The 15,645-nt window shown below is 57.7% G+C and carries 19 protein-coding genes; 3 read left to right on the plus strand and 16 right to left on the minus strand.

The window, feature by feature from the left end:
• Positions 1–3: 3 nt before the first annotated feature.
• Entirely contained in the window at positions 4–390 is a 387-nt protein-coding gene (locus IFU31_RS08670; RefSeq protein WP_192102726.1) for an ectoine synthase, read from the plus strand.
• Between the two features lie 47 nt (positions 391–437).
• On the plus strand, positions 438–1,664 hold the full coding sequence (locus tag IFU31_RS08675; protein ID WP_192102727.1) for an MFS transporter: 1,227 nt from the start codon (positions 438–440) through the stop codon (positions 1,662–1,664).
• Between the two features lie 100 nt (positions 1,665–1,764).
• Here IFU31_RS08675 and IFU31_RS08680 read toward each other — a convergent pair whose 3' ends face one another.
• Positions 1,765–2,283 carry a single-stranded DNA-binding protein gene (locus IFU31_RS08680; RefSeq protein WP_192102728.1) on the minus strand — a complete coding sequence of 173 codons (519 nt, stop codon included), beginning with the start codon at positions 2,281–2,283 and terminating at the stop codon, positions 1,765–1,767.
• 9 nt (positions 2,284–2,292) lie between these two features.
• Entirely contained in the window at positions 2,293–3,687 is a 1,395-nt protein-coding gene (locus IFU31_RS08685; protein ID WP_192102729.1) for an MFS transporter, read from the minus strand.
• A 165-nt stretch (positions 3,688–3,852) separates the two neighbouring features.
• On the opposite strand from IFU31_RS08685, the gene uvrA reads away from it, so the two are divergent.
• Positions 3,853–6,687 (plus strand): excinuclease ABC subunit UvrA, encoded by a 2,835-nt coding sequence (gene uvrA / locus IFU31_RS08690; protein WP_122475633.1) that lies wholly within the window; start codon positions 3,853–3,855, stop codon positions 6,685–6,687.
• A gap of 211 nt (positions 6,688–6,898) precedes the next feature.
• Here uvrA and bfr read toward each other — a convergent pair whose 3' ends face one another.
• The 14 genes from bfr to rplF form a co-directional block, all read right to left on the minus strand.
• The gene (gene bfr / locus IFU31_RS08695) at positions 6,899–7,363 is read right to left on the minus strand and encodes a bacterioferritin (protein WP_122475635.1); all 465 of its coding nucleotides are present in this window, start codon (positions 7,361–7,363) and stop codon (positions 6,899–6,901) included.
• 154 nt (positions 7,364–7,517) lie between these two features.
• Entirely contained in the window at positions 7,518–8,966 is a 1,449-nt protein-coding gene (locus IFU31_RS08700; RefSeq protein ID WP_192102730.1) for a catalase, read from the minus strand.
• Between the two features lie 181 nt (positions 8,967–9,147).
• The gene (gene rplQ, locus IFU31_RS08705; RefSeq protein WP_122475639.1) at positions 9,148–9,534 is read right to left on the minus strand and encodes a 50S ribosomal protein L17; all 387 of its coding nucleotides are present in this window, start codon (positions 9,532–9,534) and stop codon (positions 9,148–9,150) included.
• A gap of 42 nt (positions 9,535–9,576) precedes the next feature.
• The gene (locus IFU31_RS08710; RefSeq protein WP_007924176.1) at positions 9,577–10,578 is read right to left on the minus strand and encodes a DNA-directed RNA polymerase subunit alpha; all 1,002 of its coding nucleotides are present in this window, start codon (positions 10,576–10,578) and stop codon (positions 9,577–9,579) included.
• Positions 10,579–10,600: 22 nt separating this feature from the next.
• Positions 10,601–11,221 (minus strand): 30S ribosomal protein S4, encoded by a 621-nt coding sequence (rpsD, locus tag IFU31_RS08715; protein ID WP_043192542.1) that lies wholly within the window; start codon positions 11,219–11,221, stop codon positions 10,601–10,603.
• A gap of 18 nt (positions 11,222–11,239) precedes the next feature.
• Positions 11,240–11,629: a 30S ribosomal protein S11 gene (gene rpsK / locus IFU31_RS08720; RefSeq protein ID WP_002555466.1), complete on the minus strand. Its 390-nt coding sequence runs from the start codon at positions 11,627–11,629 to the stop codon at positions 11,240–11,242.
• A 30-nt stretch (positions 11,630–11,659) separates the two neighbouring features.
• Entirely contained in the window at positions 11,660–12,016 is a 357-nt protein-coding gene (gene rpsM / locus IFU31_RS08725; RefSeq protein WP_043192541.1) for a 30S ribosomal protein S13, read from the minus strand.
• A gap of 129 nt (positions 12,017–12,145) precedes the next feature.
• Entirely contained in the window at positions 12,146–12,262 is a 117-nt protein-coding gene (gene rpmJ / locus IFU31_RS08730) for a 50S ribosomal protein L36 (protein ID WP_002555468.1), read from the minus strand.
• Between the two features lie 28 nt (positions 12,263–12,290).
• A complete protein-coding gene (gene secY / locus IFU31_RS08735) occupies positions 12,291–13,622 on the minus strand; it encodes a preprotein translocase subunit SecY (RefSeq protein ID WP_043192540.1) in 1,332 nt (443 codons plus the stop codon).
• A complete protein-coding gene (gene rplO / locus IFU31_RS08740) occupies positions 13,623–14,057 on the minus strand; it encodes a 50S ribosomal protein L15 (RefSeq protein WP_122475641.1) in 435 nt (144 codons plus the stop codon).
• Positions 14,058–14,060: 3 nt separating this feature from the next.
• The gene (gene rpmD, locus IFU31_RS08745) at positions 14,061–14,237 is read right to left on the minus strand and encodes a 50S ribosomal protein L30 (protein ID WP_003176408.1); all 177 of its coding nucleotides are present in this window, start codon (positions 14,235–14,237) and stop codon (positions 14,061–14,063) included.
• 2 nt (positions 14,238–14,239) lie between these two features.
• Entirely contained in the window at positions 14,240–14,740 is a 501-nt protein-coding gene (gene rpsE, locus IFU31_RS08750) for a 30S ribosomal protein S5 (protein ID WP_043192537.1), read from the minus strand.
• Positions 14,741–14,743: 3 nt separating this feature from the next.
• Positions 14,744–15,094 (minus strand): 50S ribosomal protein L18, encoded by a 351-nt coding sequence (gene rplR / locus IFU31_RS08755; RefSeq protein WP_043192536.1) that lies wholly within the window; start codon positions 15,092–15,094, stop codon positions 14,744–14,746.
• Positions 15,095–15,104: 10 nt separating this feature from the next.
• Positions 15,105–15,638 (minus strand): 50S ribosomal protein L6, encoded by a 534-nt coding sequence (gene rplF / locus IFU31_RS08760; RefSeq protein ID WP_122475643.1) that lies wholly within the window; start codon positions 15,636–15,638, stop codon positions 15,105–15,107.
• Positions 15,639–15,645 lie beyond the last annotated feature (7 nt).

The following is a 15,645-nucleotide window of genomic DNA, read 5'->3' on the forward strand; positions in this document are numbered from 1 at the left end:
CACATGTTCGTTCGCAACAAATCCGATGTTGAGAAAACACCTTACTTCGTTGAATGGGGCGCAGGGACTAGTCACCGTTTACTCACTGAACGCGATGCCATGGGCTTTACGCTGTGCCACACCGTTGTCCGTGCGGGTACAGAGTCACTTTTGCATTACCGAAACCATTTGGAGGCGTGCTACTGCATCGCGGGAGAAGGTGAAGTCGAAGACATGCAAGGCAATATATTTCCGATCCGGCCTGGTGACGTCTATGCGCTTGATCAACATGATCGGCATTTACTGCGCGGCGGCAAAGAGCAAGATCTAATTCTAGTCAGCGTATTCAACCCGCCATTGCGTGGTGATGAGCGACATAATCTCAATGACAGTTTGGGATCGGCTTACTGATGCTTTTTTGACCGCTATGGAACATTGCTTATTCAAAGGAGCTACCTATGCGCAAGGACTACCTCGCGTTTTTTGTCTCGCTTTTTCTATCGAGGTTGGCGGACCAAATTCTGTTGTTTATTGTACCTCTGGTGGTGTTCCAGAGCACCAATAGCGCTTCTTTGGCAGGGCTGGCGTTTTTTGTCGAATCGCTGCCGCGATTTCTTGCGTTCCCGGTGTGCGGCGCCTTGTGCGATAAGTACACGCCTATCAAGATCTTGCACATGAGTCAGGTCTATCGGGCATTGCTCTGTGTGGTGGCGATGGCGCTCTACGGAATCTTCGGTGGCATCGGCTGGGTTGTGGCCCTGTCGGCGCTGTGCGGGGTGCTGACTACGCAAGGCATCATGGCTCGTGAAGTGCTTATGCCGCATATCTTCCAGCACTACAGCTACACCAAGACCTTATCTTACTCCCAGATTGCCGACCAGACAGGATTGGTGCTCGGACCGCTGGCAGCAGCATTGATGCTTGAGGTGTGGCCTTGGCATTGGGTGGTGGTTTGGATAGCTGGATTGTTCCTGTTGGCCGACCTTAGCATGCTGGCGTGGCAACGTTTTAGCCAAATTACGCTGGACGTGTTCGAGCAGCATCAAGACATCTGGATGCAGCCCTTGAAGATCGCTTTGGGGCATATCCATAACCTTGTGGAACTGAAAAAGATCATCACTCTAGCGGTAGGAGTCAACCTGATTGTTGGTGTCACTTTGGCTACCTCTGCCGCCATGGTCATCGGCCATCACAGCGCCGGAAAGGATGATTATGCAGCATTGCAAGCAGCCGGAGCTGTGACAACAATCGTGATCCTGTTTCTTCTCGCTCGGATTGTGTTGCCTCTGAGGTTCCTTGGTGGGGTCGGATATCTAATGATAGCAACTGGGGCATTTATCAGCGCCCTGAGTCCAAATCTCCTCGGCTATGTACTAGGGTTCCTGTTAATCGTCGGTTTCGACAAAATGTTCAACGTTTACATGCGCACTATCCGGCAGAAAGTAATACCACCTCAGGACTTCGGCAAGACGGTAGGCGTGATCACGCTGCTAAACAACGTATCTCAGCCTCTAGCAGGCTTACTAGTGGCATTATTAGCTTCCCCTTTGGGCATCCAGAACGTGATTTTGTTCTTGGCCGTGTTAGCTTTTTTGATTGGTGCATTTGCTATGTGGTGGTTTGCAAAGGCATTCGGCCCACGCCCAACTTCCTTTCTCAAGGCTAACCGAGAAATTAAAAAATAAAACACGGCCACTTCTATAAATTTTTAGACATAAAAAAACCCCAGGGCCGCAAAACCCGGGGGTTACTGGAAAAATTTAATACTAAGCTCTGAAGTGGCCCCTAGAACGGAATATCATCATCAAAGCTGTCAAAGTCCGGAGCTGGCTGCTGCTGCGCAGGCGGAGCCGAACGCTGCTGCGGCGCCGACTGCTGCGGACGCGGCGCCTGCTGACGCGGAGCCGGTGCCGACTGCTGGTAGTTGTTGCCACCGCCGCCCTGCTGGTCGTTGTTCTGCGGACGGCCGCCCAACAGCTGCATGGTGCCCTGCATGTCGACGATGATCTCGGTGGTGTAACGCTTGATACCGTCCTTTTCCCACTCGCGGGTCTGCAGCTTGCCTTCGATGTACACCTGCGAGCCCTTGCGCAGGTACTCACCGGCGATCTCCGCAACCTTGCCAAACATCGACACACGGTGCCACTCGGTACGCTCGACCTTCTGGCCGCTCTGCTTGTCGGTCCACTGCTCGCTGGTGGCCAGGCTCAGGTTGGTGACCGCATTGCCGTTGGGCAGGAAACGGACCTCAGGATCCTGACCGCAAGTACCCACCAGAATGACTTTGTTAACCCCACGGGCCATAACGTTCTCCTAGGCTTCGCACGCTGTCGGCGCTGGGTTGACCAGGCGCTCGAGGGCGGTGCGATCCAAAATTTCTTTGTCCAATTTGATATAGATGGCGGCCTCTTCTGCCACCACCACCGCATCTGTTACACCGGGCACGGCTTTCAACCGCTCGGCCAATCCCGTCTCGCGCATCGCTTGGGGCGAAAGCGGCAAGCGCAGACTGGTCACGTAGGGTGGCTCGCGCATAGTAACAGCTATGGCCAGCCACAGGGCGCACAGCGCCGCGCATCCGATGAAGACCACACCCAGGCCACCCTGCTGAAACAACCAACCGCCAAGGATGCCACCCATGGCCGACCCCAGGAACTGGCTGGTGGAATACACCCCCATGGCCGTGCCCTTGCCGCCGGCTGGCGAAACCTTGCTGATCAACGAAGGCAGCGACGCCTCCAGCAGGTTGAACGCCGTGAAGAACACCACCGTGCCAATGACCAGCGCCTTCAGGCTGTCGCCGAACGCCCAGAAGAACACCTCCACCAGCATCAAGGTCGCCACCGCGCCCAGCAGAACACGCTTCATCTTGCGCTTCTTTTCGCCGTAGATGATGAACGGAATCATTGCGAAAAAAGATACCACCAGGGCGGTCAGGTACACCCACCAATGCTGTTCCTTGGGCAACCCGGCGCGATCCACCAATGCCAGGGGCAAGGCGACGAAGCTTGCCATCAGGATCGAGTGAAGCACGAAAATGCCGAGATCCAGGCGCAGCAGATCGGGGTGCTTGAGGGTGGCCAGCATCTCGCTGCGGGTCACGCCCGACTCACGATGAAGGGTATGTGCCGTCGCCTTGGGCACCACGAAGGCCACCAGCGCGATGCCAACCAACGCCAGCCCGCCGGTCGCCAGGAACAGGCCATGCAGGCCGAAGGCGCGAGTCAGCAGTGGCCCGACCACCATCGCCACCGCGAACGACACGCCAATGCTCATGCCGATCATGGCCATCGCCTTGGTGCGGTTCTGTTCGCGGGTCAGGTCCGATAGCAGGGCCATGACCGCTGCCGATATCGCCCCGGCGCCCTGCAGAACGCGTCCAGCGATCACACCCCAGATGGAATCGGACTGGGCCGCGACCACGCTGCCGATCGCGAAGATCACCAGGCCGCCGTAGATCACCGGACGACGGCCGATCCGGTCGGAGATGACCCCGAAAGGGATCTGCAGGAATGCCTGGGTCAGGCCATAGGCGCCGATCGCCAGACCGATCAGGGCCGGGGTGGCGCCCGCCAGGTCCATGCCATAGGTCGCCAGCACTGGCAGGACCATGAACATGCCCAGCATGCGGAAAGCGAACACCAGGGCCAACCCGCTGGCTGCGCGGGTTTCACCGCTGCTCATGCGTTCGCTGTGGGGATCGTGCATGGATAAACCTCGTGTGAACCGGTGACGATTCTACCAGTCCCACCCAGTAACGGCACAGACGGCGACGCTATGACGCGCCTTCTTCATCTTTGCGCGCACTCACCGTGCCGTGCCATTGACAAGCCCCGTATACTCACCTGTTTACGCCCGCCGCGCGAGGCCGCCTTGGACAAGATTCTGGTACGTGGGGCTCGAACCCACAATTTGAAAAACATCGACCTGACCCTACCCCGTGACAAACTGATCGTGATCACCGGGCTGTCGGGTTCAGGCAAATCCTCCCTGGCTTTCGACACCCTCTACGCCGAAGGCCAACGCCGCTACGTCGAATCGCTGTCGGCCTATGCCCGGCAATTCCTGTCGATGATGGAAAAGCCCGACGTCGACACCATCGAAGGTCTGTCGCCGGCCATTTCCATCGAGCAGAAGTCGACATCGCACAATCCGCGCTCCACCGTCGGCACCATTACCGAGATCTACGACTACCTGCGCCTGCTGTACGCCCGCGTGGGCACGCCGCGCTGCCCGGATCACGACATCCCGCTGGAGGCCCAGACCGTCAGCCAGATGGTCGACCTCGTTCTGGCGCAGCCCGAAGGCGCCCGCCTCATGCTGCTGGCCCCGGTCATCCGCGAACGCAAAGGCGAGCACCTGGCCATTTTCGAAGAGCTGCGCGCCCAGGGTTTCGTCCGTGCGCGCATCAACGGCAAGCTCTACGAAATGGACGAGCTGCCCAAGCTCGACAAGCAGAAGAAGCACACCATCGAAGTGGTGGTGGACCGCTTCAAGGTCCGTGCCGACCTGCAACAGCGTCTGGCCGAATCGTTCGAGACGGCGTTGAAGCTGGCCGATGGCATCGCCCTGGTGGCGTCGATGGACGACGAGCCGTTCGAAGAGATCATCTTCTCCGCACGCTTTGCCTGCCCGATCTGCGGCCACGCGATCAGCGAACTGGAACCCAAGCTGTTCTCCTTCAACAACCCGGCCGGCGCCTGCCCGACCTGCGATGGCCTGGGCGTGAAACAGTTTTTCGACAACAAGCGCTTGGTGAATGGCGAACTGACCCTGGCCGAGGGCGCGATCCGCGGCTGGGACAGGCGTAACGTCTACTATTTCCAGATGCTCGGCTCGCTCGCCAGCCATTATCAGTTCAGCCTCGACGTGCCGTTCAACGAGCTGCCGGCCGACCAGCAGAAAGTCATCCTCACCGGCAGCGGCACTCACAACGTCGATTTCCGCTACCTGAATGACCGGGGCGATATCGTCAAACGTTCGCACCCGTTCGAAGGCATCGTGCCCAACCTCGAACGCCGCTACCGCGAAACCGAATCGGCCAGCGTCCGTGAAGAACTCGCCAAGTTCCTCAGCACCCAGCCCTGCCCGGACTGCCGCGGCACGCGTCTGCGCCGCGAGGCTCGGCATGTATGGGTAGGCGAGAAAACCCTGCCCGCCGTCACCGGCCTGCCGATCGGCGACGCCACCGAGTACTTCGGCACGCTCGCCCTGACCGGACGCAAGGGCGAAATTGCCGACAAGATCCTCAAGGAAATCCGCGAGCGCCTGCAGTTTCTGGTCAACGTCGGCCTGGACTACCTGACCCTGGACCGCAGTGCCGACACGCTGTCCGGCGGCGAAGCCCAGCGCATCCGTCTGGCCAGCCAGATCGGTGCGGGCCTGGTCGGCGTGATGTACATCCTCGACGAGCCCTCCATCGGCTTGCACCAGCGGGACAATGATCGCCTGTTGGGCACCCTCAAGCACCTGCGCGACATCGGCAATACCGTCATCGTCGTCGAGCATGACGAAGACGCCATCCGCCTCGCCGACTACGTTGTGGACATCGGCCCCGGCGCCGGCGTGCATGGCGGCCATATCGTCGCCCAGGGCACCGCGCAGGAGGTCATGGACCATCCCGACTCGCTGACCGGCAAGTACCTGTCCGGCCGCGTGAAGATCGCCGTGCCAGCCAAGCGTACGCCGCGCAACAAAAAGCTGGCCCTGACGCTCAAGGGCGCCCGCGGCAACAATCTGCGCAATGTCGATCTGGAGATCCCGATCGGCTTGCTGACTTGCGTCACCGGCGTTTCCGGCTCGGGCAAGTCGACCCTGATCAACAACACCCTGTTCCCCCTCAGCGCCACCGCTCTCAATGGTGCAACCACGCTGGAAGCCTCGGCGCATGACAGCATCAATGGCTTGCAGCACCTGGACAAAGTGGTCGACATCGACCAGAGCCCGATCGGACGCACGCCGCGCTCGAACCCTGCCACCTACACCGGATTGTTCACCCCAATCCGCGAACTGTTCGCTGGGGTGCCGGAATCGCGCTCACGCGGTTATGGCCCGGGCCGGTTCTCGTTCAACGTCAAGGGCGGTCGCTGCGAGGCCTGCCAGGGTGACGGCTTGATCAAGGTTGAGATGCACTTCCTGCCCGACATCTATGTGCCCTGCGATGTCTGCAAGAGCAAGCGCTACAACCGCGAAACCCTGGAGATCAAGTACAAGGGCAAGAACATCCACGAGACCCTCGAGATGACCATCGAGGAGGCGCGCGAGTTCTTCGATGCGGTACCGGCACTGGCGCGCAAGCTGCAGACGCTCATGGATGTCGGCCTGTCCTACATCAAGCTGGGGCAGTCGGCGACCACCTTGTCCGGCGGTGAAGCACAGCGGGTCAAACTGTCCCGCGAGCTGTCCAAGCGCGACACCGGCAAGACGCTCTACATCCTCGACGAACCCACCACTGGCCTGCACTTCGCCGATATCCAGCAGCTGCTCGACGTGCTGCATCGCCTGCGGGACCATGGCAACACCGTGGTGGTGATCGAGCACAACCTCGATGTCATCAAGACTGCAGACTGGCTGGTCGACCTGGGCCCGGAGGGCGGCTCCAAAGGCGGCCAGATCATCGCCGTCGGCACCCCGGAGCAGGTTGCGGACATGAAGCAGTCCTACACCGGTCACTACCTCAAACCGTTGCTCGAACGCGACAAAGCCTGAAACCAAAAAGCCCCGCACAAGCGGGGCTTTTTAGTTTCAGACAAAACGCCATCCCTGTAGCAGCGGCGCAAGCCGCGTCAACATTCACCGCAGCAACCGTGAATCACCCGCGCCCCTGTAGCAGCGGCGCAAGCCGCGTCGGCGGCCAGCACCATAACCCTGCAGAATCACCGCGTATCCTGCCTGGCCTTGAACCACTGCTACGATGAGATCAGAACTGCGACTGCAGGTAATTCTCCAAGCCAATGGACTTGATCAAACCCTGCTGCTTCTCCAGCCAGTACGTATGATCTTCCTCGGTATCCGCCAACTGCACCCGCAGTATGTCGCGAGTCACGAAGTCGCTGTGTCGTTCGCACAACTCGATACCCTTGCACAAGGCCGCACGCACCTTGTATTCCAGACGCAGATCGGCAGCGATCATGCTCGGGACATCCGTACCGACTTCAAGGTCGTCCGGACGCATGCGCGGCGTGCCTTCGAGCATCAGGATGCGACGCATCAAGGCGTCGGCATGACCTGCTTCTTCTTCCATCTCATGATTGATGCGCTCGAAGAGCTTGGCGAAGCCCCAGTCCTCGTACATCCGCGAGTGGATGAAATACTGATCACGGGCAGCCAGCTCGCCTGTAAGCAAAGTATTGAGGTAATCGATTACGTCCGGGTGGCCTTGCATCGCCGTATATCTCCTAGCAGAAAGGCATAGTTTGAACCAAGGTCGCGGATACGTCACGGCCCGCGGTGCAGAAATACGCTAAAAAGCAGAGAAAATGTGACGAAATAAAGCGAAAAACCGCCCAGATGAGGGCGGTTCTTCTTATCACTTAGGTTCAGCCCAGTTGGATGCCCAATGCCTTGGCGATCCCATTACCGTAGGCTTCGTCCGCACGGTAGAAGTGCTGCAACTGACGCTCCACCACATCTGCGCTGACACCCATCATCGCACCAGCGATGTTGTCGATGAGCAGAGTCTGCTGCTCAGCATTCATCAAACGAAAAAGAGCGCCGGCCTGGCTGTAGTAATCGGCGTCCACGCGATGATCGAAGCGATCCGCGTCACCGTGCAGAGCCAGGGCGGGCTCGCGATACTGAGGCGCCTGCTTGGGTGCATCGGTGTAGCTGTTGGGCTCGTAGTTAGGCGCGGCACCGCCATTGCTGCCAAAGGCCATCGAACCGTCGCGTTGGTACGAGTGAACCGGGCTGCGGGGTGCGTTCACCGGCAACTGCTGATGATTGGTCCCGACGCGATAGCGGTGGGCATCGGCATAGGCGAACACACGGCCTTGCAGCATGCGGTCGGGCGACAGCCCTACGCCGGGCACCATGTTGCTCGGGCCAAACGTCGCTTGCTCTACTTCGGCAAAATAGTTCAGCGGATTACGATTCAGCTCCAACATACCTACTTCGATCAACGGAAACTCCTTCTGCGACCAGGTCTTGGTCACGTCGAACGGGTTTTCGTGGTGACGGTTCGCCTGATCCTCACTCATGATCTGCATGCATACCCGCCACTTGGGGAAATCCCCACGCTCGATTGCATCGAACAGGTCGCGCTGTGCGTAATCCGGGTCGGTGCCGGCGATACGCGCCGCGTCGGCTGGAGCAAGGTTCTTGATGCCCTGAGCTGTCTTGTAGTGCCACTTGACCCAGTGACGCTCACCCTTGGCATTGATCAAGCTATAGGTGTGGCTACCGAAGCCGTGCATGTGACGATAGCCGTCTGGAATGCCGCGGTCCGAGAACAGAATGGTCACCTGGTGCAACGCCTCGGGCGAATGGGACCAGAAGTCCCACATCATCTGCGCGCTCTTGAGGTTGCTTTGAGGCAAACGCTTCTGGGTGTGGATGAAATCGGGAAACTTCATCGGGTCGCGAATGAAGAACACAGGCGTGTTGTTGCCAACGATGTCCCAGTTGCCTTCCTCGGTGTAGAACTTGAGGGCGAAACCACGCGGATCGCGCTCGGTATCGGCTGAGCCGCGCTCGCCACCCACTGTGGAAAATCGCAGGAAGGTTTCGGTCTGCTTGCCTACGGTACTGAACAGCTTGGCACTGGAGTATTCCGAGATGTCACGGGTTACCGTAAAGGTGCCGTATGCGCCTGAGCCCTTTGCATGAACACGACGCTCGGGAATATTCTCGCGGTTGAAATGCGCAAGCTTCTCGATCAGATGGAAATCGTCCAGCAGCAAGGGACCACGCGGCCCCGCAGAACGGGAATTCTGATTGTCGGCGACCGGCGCGCCGCTAGCGGTGGTGAGGATCTTGCTCTGGCTCATGGACGATGTTCCTTGGTAAGGCTTGCTGTGTAGGCGCCGACTTCAGCGGCTTGGAGCAAGTATCCAAAAAACATCCTCATTCGACTAATGGGCAAATCTTCTTTGCCTGATAGATTTTGACTAATCAGCAGGCATAAAAAAACCGGACCTAAGCCCGGTTTTTCAGAACAGACTGTTCGTCTTATTCAGCAGCTTCAACCGAGCCACCAACAGGACGATCAACCAGCTCGACGTACGCCATAGGTGCGTTATCGCCAGTACGGAAGCCGCACTTGAGGATACGCAGGTAACCGCCCTGACGGGTGGCATAGCGCTTGCCCAGATCGTTGAACAGCTTACCAACCATTTCTTTCGAACGAGTACGGTCGAAAGCAAGACGGCGGTTTGCAACGCTGTCTACCTTGGCCAGGGTGATCAGCGGCTCGGCAACGCGGCGCAGTTCCTTGGCTTTTGGCAGGGTAGTCTTGATCAGCTCGTGCTCGAACAGCGACACCGCCATGTTCTGAAACATGGCCTTGCGGTGCGAGCTGGTACGGCTCAGGTGACGTCCACTTTTACGATGACGCATGGTTCATTCCTTACCAAACACAACGTTCGGTGATTACGACGATCAGGCAGTCGCCTTGTCGTCCTTCTTAAGACTTGCAGGCGGCCAGTTGTCGAGGCGCATGCCGAGGGACAGACCGCGGGAGGCCAGAACGTCCTTGATTTCAGTCAAGGATTTCTTGCCCAGGTTCGGAGTCTTCAACAGTTCTACTTCGGTACGCTGAATCAGGTCGCCGATGTAGTAAATGTTTTCCGCCTTAAGGCAGTTAGCCGAACGTACAGTCAGTTCCAGATCGTCAACCGGGCGAAGCAGGATCGGATCGATCTCGTCTTCCTGCTCGATTACCACAGGCTCACTGTCACCTTTGAGATCGACGAACGCAGCCAACTGCTGTTGCAGAATGGTTGCAGCGCGACGGATGGCCTCTTCAGGATCCAGGGTACCGTTGGTTTCCAGATCAATAACCAGCTTGTCCAGGTTAGTGCGCTGCTCGACACGGGCGTTTTCCACCACGTATGCGATACGGCGTACCGGGCTGAACGAAGAGTCGAGCTGCAAGCGACCAATGCTGCGGCTTTCGTCTTCATCGCTTTGACGCGAGTCGGCCGGTTCATAACCACGACCACGAGCTACGACGAGCTTCATGTTCAGGGCGCCGTTAGACGCCAGGTTAGCGATTACGTGATCGGGATTAACGATCTCGACATCATGATCCAGCTGAATATCGGCAGCGGTAACCACCCCCGAACCCTTTTTCGACAAGGTCAGCGTAACTTCGTCACGACCGTGCAGCTTGATAGCCAGGCCTTTCAGGTTCAACAGGATTTCAATGACGTCTTCCTGTACACCTTCGATGGCGCTGTACTCATGGAGTACACCGTCAATCTCGGCCTCGACTACTGCGCAGCCGGGCATTGAGGACAACAGGATGCGTCGCAGCGCGTTGCCCAGGGTATGGCCGAAACCACGCTCGAGAGGCTCGAGGGTGATTTTGGCGCGGGTTGGACTGACGACCTGCACATCAATATGGCGGGGCGTCAGGAACTCATTTACCGAAATCTGCATGGATGCACCTATTTTCTAGCCCTTACTTGGAGTAGAGCTCGACAATCAGGCTTTCGTTGATGTCGGCGGACAGATCACTGCGAGCAGGAACGTTCTTGAAAACGCCCGACTTCTTCTCAGTGTCTACTTCTACCCATTCTACGCGGCCACGTTGGGCACACAGATCGAGAGCTTGGACAATGCGAAGCTGGTTTTTAGCTTTCTCGCGAATCGCGACCACGTCACCAGCACGAACCTGGTAGGACGGAACGTTAACGGTCTTGCCGTTTACGCTGACCGACTTGTGCGATACCAACTGACGGGATTCGGCACGAGTCGAGCCGAAGCCCATACGGTATACGACGTTGTCCAGACGGCATTCGAGCAGTTGCAGCAGGTTCTCGCCGGTTGCGCCTTTCTTGCCGGCAGCTTCCTTGTAGTAACCGCTGAACTGACGCTCGAGAACGCCATAGATACGACGGACTTTCTGCTTTTCACGCAGCTGGGTGCCGTAGTCGGACTGGCGGCCACGGCGCTGACCGTGGATACCTGGGGCTGCTTCGATATTGCACTTCGATTCCAGGGCGCGAACGCCGCTTTTCAGGAACAGGTCAGTGCCTTCACGACGAGCCAGTTTGCATTTTGGACCAATGTAACGAGCCATTATCTATCGTCTCCTGAATTACACGCGGCGCTTCTTCGGCGGACGGCACCCGTTATGCGGGATTGGCGTCACGTCGGTGATGCTGGCGATCTTATAGCCACAGCCGTTCAATGCACGGACAGCGGACTCACGACCTGGACCTGGACCCTTGACGTTGACGTCGAGGTTCTTCAGGCCATATTCCAGCGCAGCTTGACCAGCACGCTCTGCAGCCACCTGGGCAGCGAACGGGGTGGACTTGCGTGAACCGCGGAAACCCGAACCGCCGGAGGTGGCCCAGGACAGGGCGTTACCTTGACGATCGGTAATGGTCACGATGGTGTTGTTGAAAGACGCGTGGATGTGGGCGATGCCATCAACCACTGTCTTTTTGACTTTCTTACGAGGACGAGCAGCAGGTTTTGCCATGACTAGATTCCTGTCGATTCGCTGGTGCGATTACTTGCGGATCGGCTTACGCGGACCTTTACGGGTACGCGCGTTGGTCTTGGTACGCTGACCGCGTACTGGCAGACCACGACGATGACGAAGACCGCGATAGCAGCCCAGATCCATCAAGCGCTTGATTTTCATGTTGATTTCGCGGCGCAGATCACCTTCGGTGGTGAACTTCGCCACTTCGCCACGCAGCTGTTCAATCTGCTCGTCGCTCAGATCCTTGATCCGTGCGGCTGGGTTGACCCCAGTGTCTGCACAGATTTTCTGTGCAGTAGTGCGACCAACACCATAGATGTAGGTCAGCGAGATAACAGTGTGCTTGTTATCTGGAATGTTAACGCCTGCAATACGGGCCATTCAGTGGGACTCCAATTGACAGCTACCTACGCCCCGGAAGCCAAGAAATAGGGCGCGAGATAATATCGCTGTAATAACAAATAATCAACCCGGCAGCGCACTAGCTGCCGGGCTTGTAGCACATCACAGTCAGCCTTGGCGCTGTTTGTGACGCGGCTCTGCGCTGCAAATGACTCGAACGACGCCTTCGCGACGAATGATTTTGCAGTTACGGCACAGCTTTTTCACCGATGCACGAACTTTCATTGCCAACTCCTCGAACCTTAAGGGACTGTCAGCGCAGCAGACCGCTGCCACCGTAGCCTTTCAGGTTGGCTTTCTTCATCAGGGATTCGTACTGGTGCGAAACGAGGTGCGATTGTACTTGGGACATAAAGTCCATCACAACCACTACCACAATCAGCAACGAGGTCCCGCCAAGGTAGAACGGAACGTTTGCAGCCACCACCAGGAACTGTGGAAGCAAGCAGACGCACATCATGTACAGGGCACCGAACATGGTCAAACGGGTCAGAACGCCATCAATGTAGCGCGCCGACTGCTCGCCTGGACGAATACCCGGAATAAAGGCACCGGACTTCTTCAGGTTTTCCGCCACGTCTTTCGGATTGAACATCAACGCCGTATAGAAGAAGCAGAAGAAAATGATCCCTGCACTAAACAGCAGAATGTTCAACGGCTGACCAGGAGCGATCGACTGCGAGACGTCCTGCAACCAGCCCATACCTTCGGACTGACCGAACCAGGAGCCCAGCGAAGCCGGGAACAGCAAGATGCTGCTCGCGAAAATGGCAGGAATCACACCGGCCATGTTCACTTTCAGCGGCAAGTGGCTCGTCTGCGCAGCGAAAACCTTGCGGCCTTGCTGACGCTTGGCATAGTGAACGGCTATTCGCCGCTGACCACGCTCGATGAACACCACGAAACCGATAATCGCCACTGCCAGCAGACCGATCGCAACCAGCGCGAAGATGTTGATATCGCCCTGACGCGCAGACTCGAAAGACTGCCCGATCGCTCTCGGAAGACCAGCAACGATACCCGCGAAGATCAACATCGAGATACCGTTACCCACACCACGCTCAGTGATCTGCTCACCCAGCCACATCATGAACATCGCGCCCGCCACGAAAGTGGAGACCGCCACGAAGTAGAAGCTGAAGCTTGCAGTGAACGCCACACCCTGATTGGCCAAGCCGATCGACATGCCGATCGCCTGTACCAGGGCCAGGATGACGGTGCCATAGCGGGTGTACTGGCTGATCTTGCGACGGCCAGCTTCCCCTTCCTTCTTCAACTGCTCCAGTTGCGGGCTCACGGCGGTCATCAGCTGCATGATGATCGATGCCGAAATGTACGGCATGATCCCCAGTGCAAAGATGCTCATCCGTTCCAGCGCGCCACCGGAAAACATGTTGAACAAGCTAAGAATGGTCCCCTCATTCTGTCGAAACAGGTCTGCGAGTCGGTCCGGGTTGATACCTGGAACCGGGATGTGTGCGCCAATTCTGTAGACGATGATCGCCAGGAACAGAAAACGCAGACGAGCCCAGAGTTCAGACATACCGCCCTTGCCTAGCGCTGAGAGAGCACCTTGCTTAGCCATTTATTCCTCGAACTTGCCGCCAGCTGCTTCGATAGCCGCACGCGCACCTTTGGTGGCGGCGATTCCCTTGATGGTCACAGCGCGAGTCACTTCGCCCGACAGCATGATTTTCACACGCTGTACGTTCTGGTTGATCACGTTGGCATCCTTCAGGGACTGCACGGAGACGATGTCGCCTTCCACTCGGGCCAGCTCGGACAGACGCACTTCTGCGCGGTCCATGGCTTTCAGGGAAACGAAACCGAACTTCGGCAAGCGACGGTGCAGCGGCTGTTGACCGCCTTCGAAGCCTGGAGCGATGGTGCCACCGGAGCGGGAGGTCTGACCTTTGTGGCCACGGCCACCGGTCTTGCCCAAACCACTACCGATACCACGACCCGGGCGATGCTTTTCGCGACGCGAACCGGGAGCTGGACTCAGATCATTGAGTTTCATCGATTAACCCTCTACGCGAAGCATGTAGTAGGCCTTGTTGATCATCCCGCGATTCTCGGGAGTATCCTGGACTTCTACAGTGTGACCGATGCGACGCAGACCCAGACCCTTAACGCACAATTTGTGGTTAGGGATACGGCCGGTCATGCTTTTGATCAGCGTAACTTTTACAGTAGCCATGATCAGATGATCTCCTCAACGTTCAGACCGCGCTTGGCGGCGATGGACGACGGGGACTGCATGGCCTTCAGACCCTTGAACGTAGCGTGAACCACGTTGACGGGGTTGGTCGAGCCGTAGCACTTGGCCAGAACGTTCTGGACACCAGCCACTTCGAGAACGGCACGCATTGCGCCGCCAGCGATGATACCGGTACCTTCCGAAGCAGGCTGCATGTACACCTTCGAAGCGCCGTGAGCGGACTTCATGGCGTACTGCAAGGTGGTCCCGTTCAGGTCCACTTGAATCATGTTGCGACGAGCTGCTTCCATAGCTTTCTGGATGGCAGCAGGCACTTCACGAGACTTGCCACGGCCGAAGCCAACACGGCCCTTGCCATCACCTACCACGGTCAACGCGGTGAAAGTGAAGATACGGCCGCCTTTGACGGTCTTGGCAACGCGGTTAACTTGAACCAGCTTCTCGATGTAGCCTTCGTCGCGCTTTTGGTCGTTATTTGACATAACTTAGAACTCCAGCCCAGCTTCACGAGCGCCATCGGCCAGCGCTTTGACGCGACCGTGGTACTTGAAGCCAGAGCGGTCGAAAGCCACCTGCGAGACGCCAGCGGCCTTAGCACGCGAAGCGACCAGCTGGCCAACCTTAGTGGCCGCGTCAATGTTGCCAGTGGCACCATCACGCAATTCTTTGTCCAAAGTCGAGGCACTTGCCAAGACCTTGCTGCCGTCGGCCGAGATGACCTGGGCATAGATGTGCTGCGAAGAGCGGAACACGCAGAGACGCACGACTTCGAGTTCGTGCATTTTCAGGCGTGCCTTGCGAGCGCGACGCAGTCGAGTAACTTTTTTGTCGGTCATTTGCTATGCCCTACTTCTTCTTGGCTTCTTTACGGCGGACGACTTCGTCTGCGTAACGTACACCTTTGCCTTTGTAAGGCTCTGGCGGACGGAAATCGCGGATTTCAGCGGCCACTTGACCCACCAGCTGCTTGTCGATGCCCTTGATCAGGATATCGGTCTGGCTAGGAGTCTCAGCGGTGATGCCTTGCGGCAACTCGTAATCCACCGGATGAGAGAAGCCCAGCGACAGGTTCAGCACTGTGCCTTTTGCTTGTGCTTTATAGCCAACACCGACCAGCTGGAGCTTGCGCTCGAAGCCTTGGCTTACGCCCTGGACCATGTTGTTGACCAAAGCGCGAGTGGTACCGGCCATTGCACGGGTCTGCTGATCGCCGTTCTTGGCAGCGAAACGCAGTTCGCCAGCCTCTTCAACGACTTCAACCGACGAGTGAACGTTCAGTTCCAGAGTGCCCTTGGCACCCTTCACCGAAAGCTGTTGGCCGGCGAATTTTACTTCGACACCAGCTGGCAGCTTAACGGGGTTCTTAGCGACGCGAGACATGCTTATC

The organism is Pseudomonas sp. CFBP 13602 (assembly GCF_014842725.1).
GTDB lineage: Bacteria > Pseudomonadota > Gammaproteobacteria > Pseudomonadales > Pseudomonadaceae > Aquipseudomonas > Aquipseudomonas baltica.

Bases quoted from the DNA above. Each gene is read 5' to 3' on its own strand.
- IFU31_RS08670 (WP_192102726.1), top strand. From the start codon at position 4: ATGTTCGTTCGCAACAAATCCGATGTTGAGAAAACACCTTACTTCGTT.
- IFU31_RS08675 (WP_192102727.1), top strand. From the start codon at position 438: ATGCGCAAGGACTACCTCGCGTTTTTTGTCTCGCTTTTTCTATCGAGG.
- IFU31_RS08680 (WP_192102728.1), bottom strand. From the start codon at position 2,283: ATGGCCCGTGGGGTTAACAAAGTCATTCTGGTGGGTACTTGCGGTCAG.
- IFU31_RS08685 (WP_192102729.1), bottom strand. From the start codon at position 3,687: ATGCACGATCCCCACAGCGAACGCATGAGCAGCGGTGAAACCCGCGCA.
- bfr (WP_122475635.1), bottom strand. From the start codon at position 7,363: ATGCAAGGCCACCCGGACGTAATCGATTACCTCAATACTTTGCTTACA.
- IFU31_RS08700 (WP_192102730.1), bottom strand. From the start codon at position 8,966: ATGAGCCAGAGCAAGATCCTCACCACCGCTAGCGGCGCGCCGGTCGCC.
- rplQ (WP_122475639.1), bottom strand. From the start codon at position 9,534: ATGCGTCATCGTAAAAGTGGACGTCACCTGAGCCGTACCAGCTCGCAC.
- IFU31_RS08710 (WP_007924176.1), bottom strand. From the start codon at position 10,578: ATGCAGATTTCGGTAAATGAGTTCCTGACGCCCCGCCATATTGATGTG.
- rpsD (WP_043192542.1), bottom strand. From the start codon at position 11,221: ATGGCTCGTTACATTGGTCCAAAATGCAAACTGGCTCGTCGTGAAGGC.
- rpsK (WP_002555466.1), bottom strand. From the start codon at position 11,629: ATGGCAAAACCTGCTGCTCGTCCTCGTAAGAAAGTCAAAAAGACAGTG.
- rpsM (WP_043192541.1), bottom strand. From the start codon at position 12,016: ATGGCCCGTATTGCAGGCGTTAACATTCCAGATAACAAGCACACTGTT.
- rpmJ (WP_002555468.1), bottom strand. From the start codon at position 12,262: ATGAAAGTTCGTGCATCGGTGAAAAAGCTGTGCCGTAACTGCAAAATC.
- secY (WP_043192540.1), bottom strand. From the start codon at position 13,622: ATGGCTAAGCAAGGTGCTCTCTCAGCGCTAGGCAAGGGCGGTATGTCT.
- rplO (WP_122475641.1), bottom strand. From the start codon at position 14,057: ATGAAACTCAATGATCTGAGTCCAGCTCCCGGTTCGCGTCGCGAAAAG.
- rpmD (WP_003176408.1), bottom strand. From the start codon at position 14,237: ATGGCTACTGTAAAAGTTACGCTGATCAAAAGCATGACCGGCCGTATC.
- rpsE (WP_043192537.1), bottom strand. From the start codon at position 14,740: ATGTCAAATAACGACCAAAAGCGCGACGAAGGCTACATCGAGAAGCTG.
- rplR (WP_043192536.1), bottom strand. From the start codon at position 15,094: ATGACCGACAAAAAAGTTACTCGACTGCGTCGCGCTCGCAAGGCACGC.
- rplF (WP_122475643.1), bottom strand. From the start codon at position 15,638: ATGTCTCGCGTCGCTAAGAACCCCGTTAAGCTGCCAGCTGGTGTCGAA.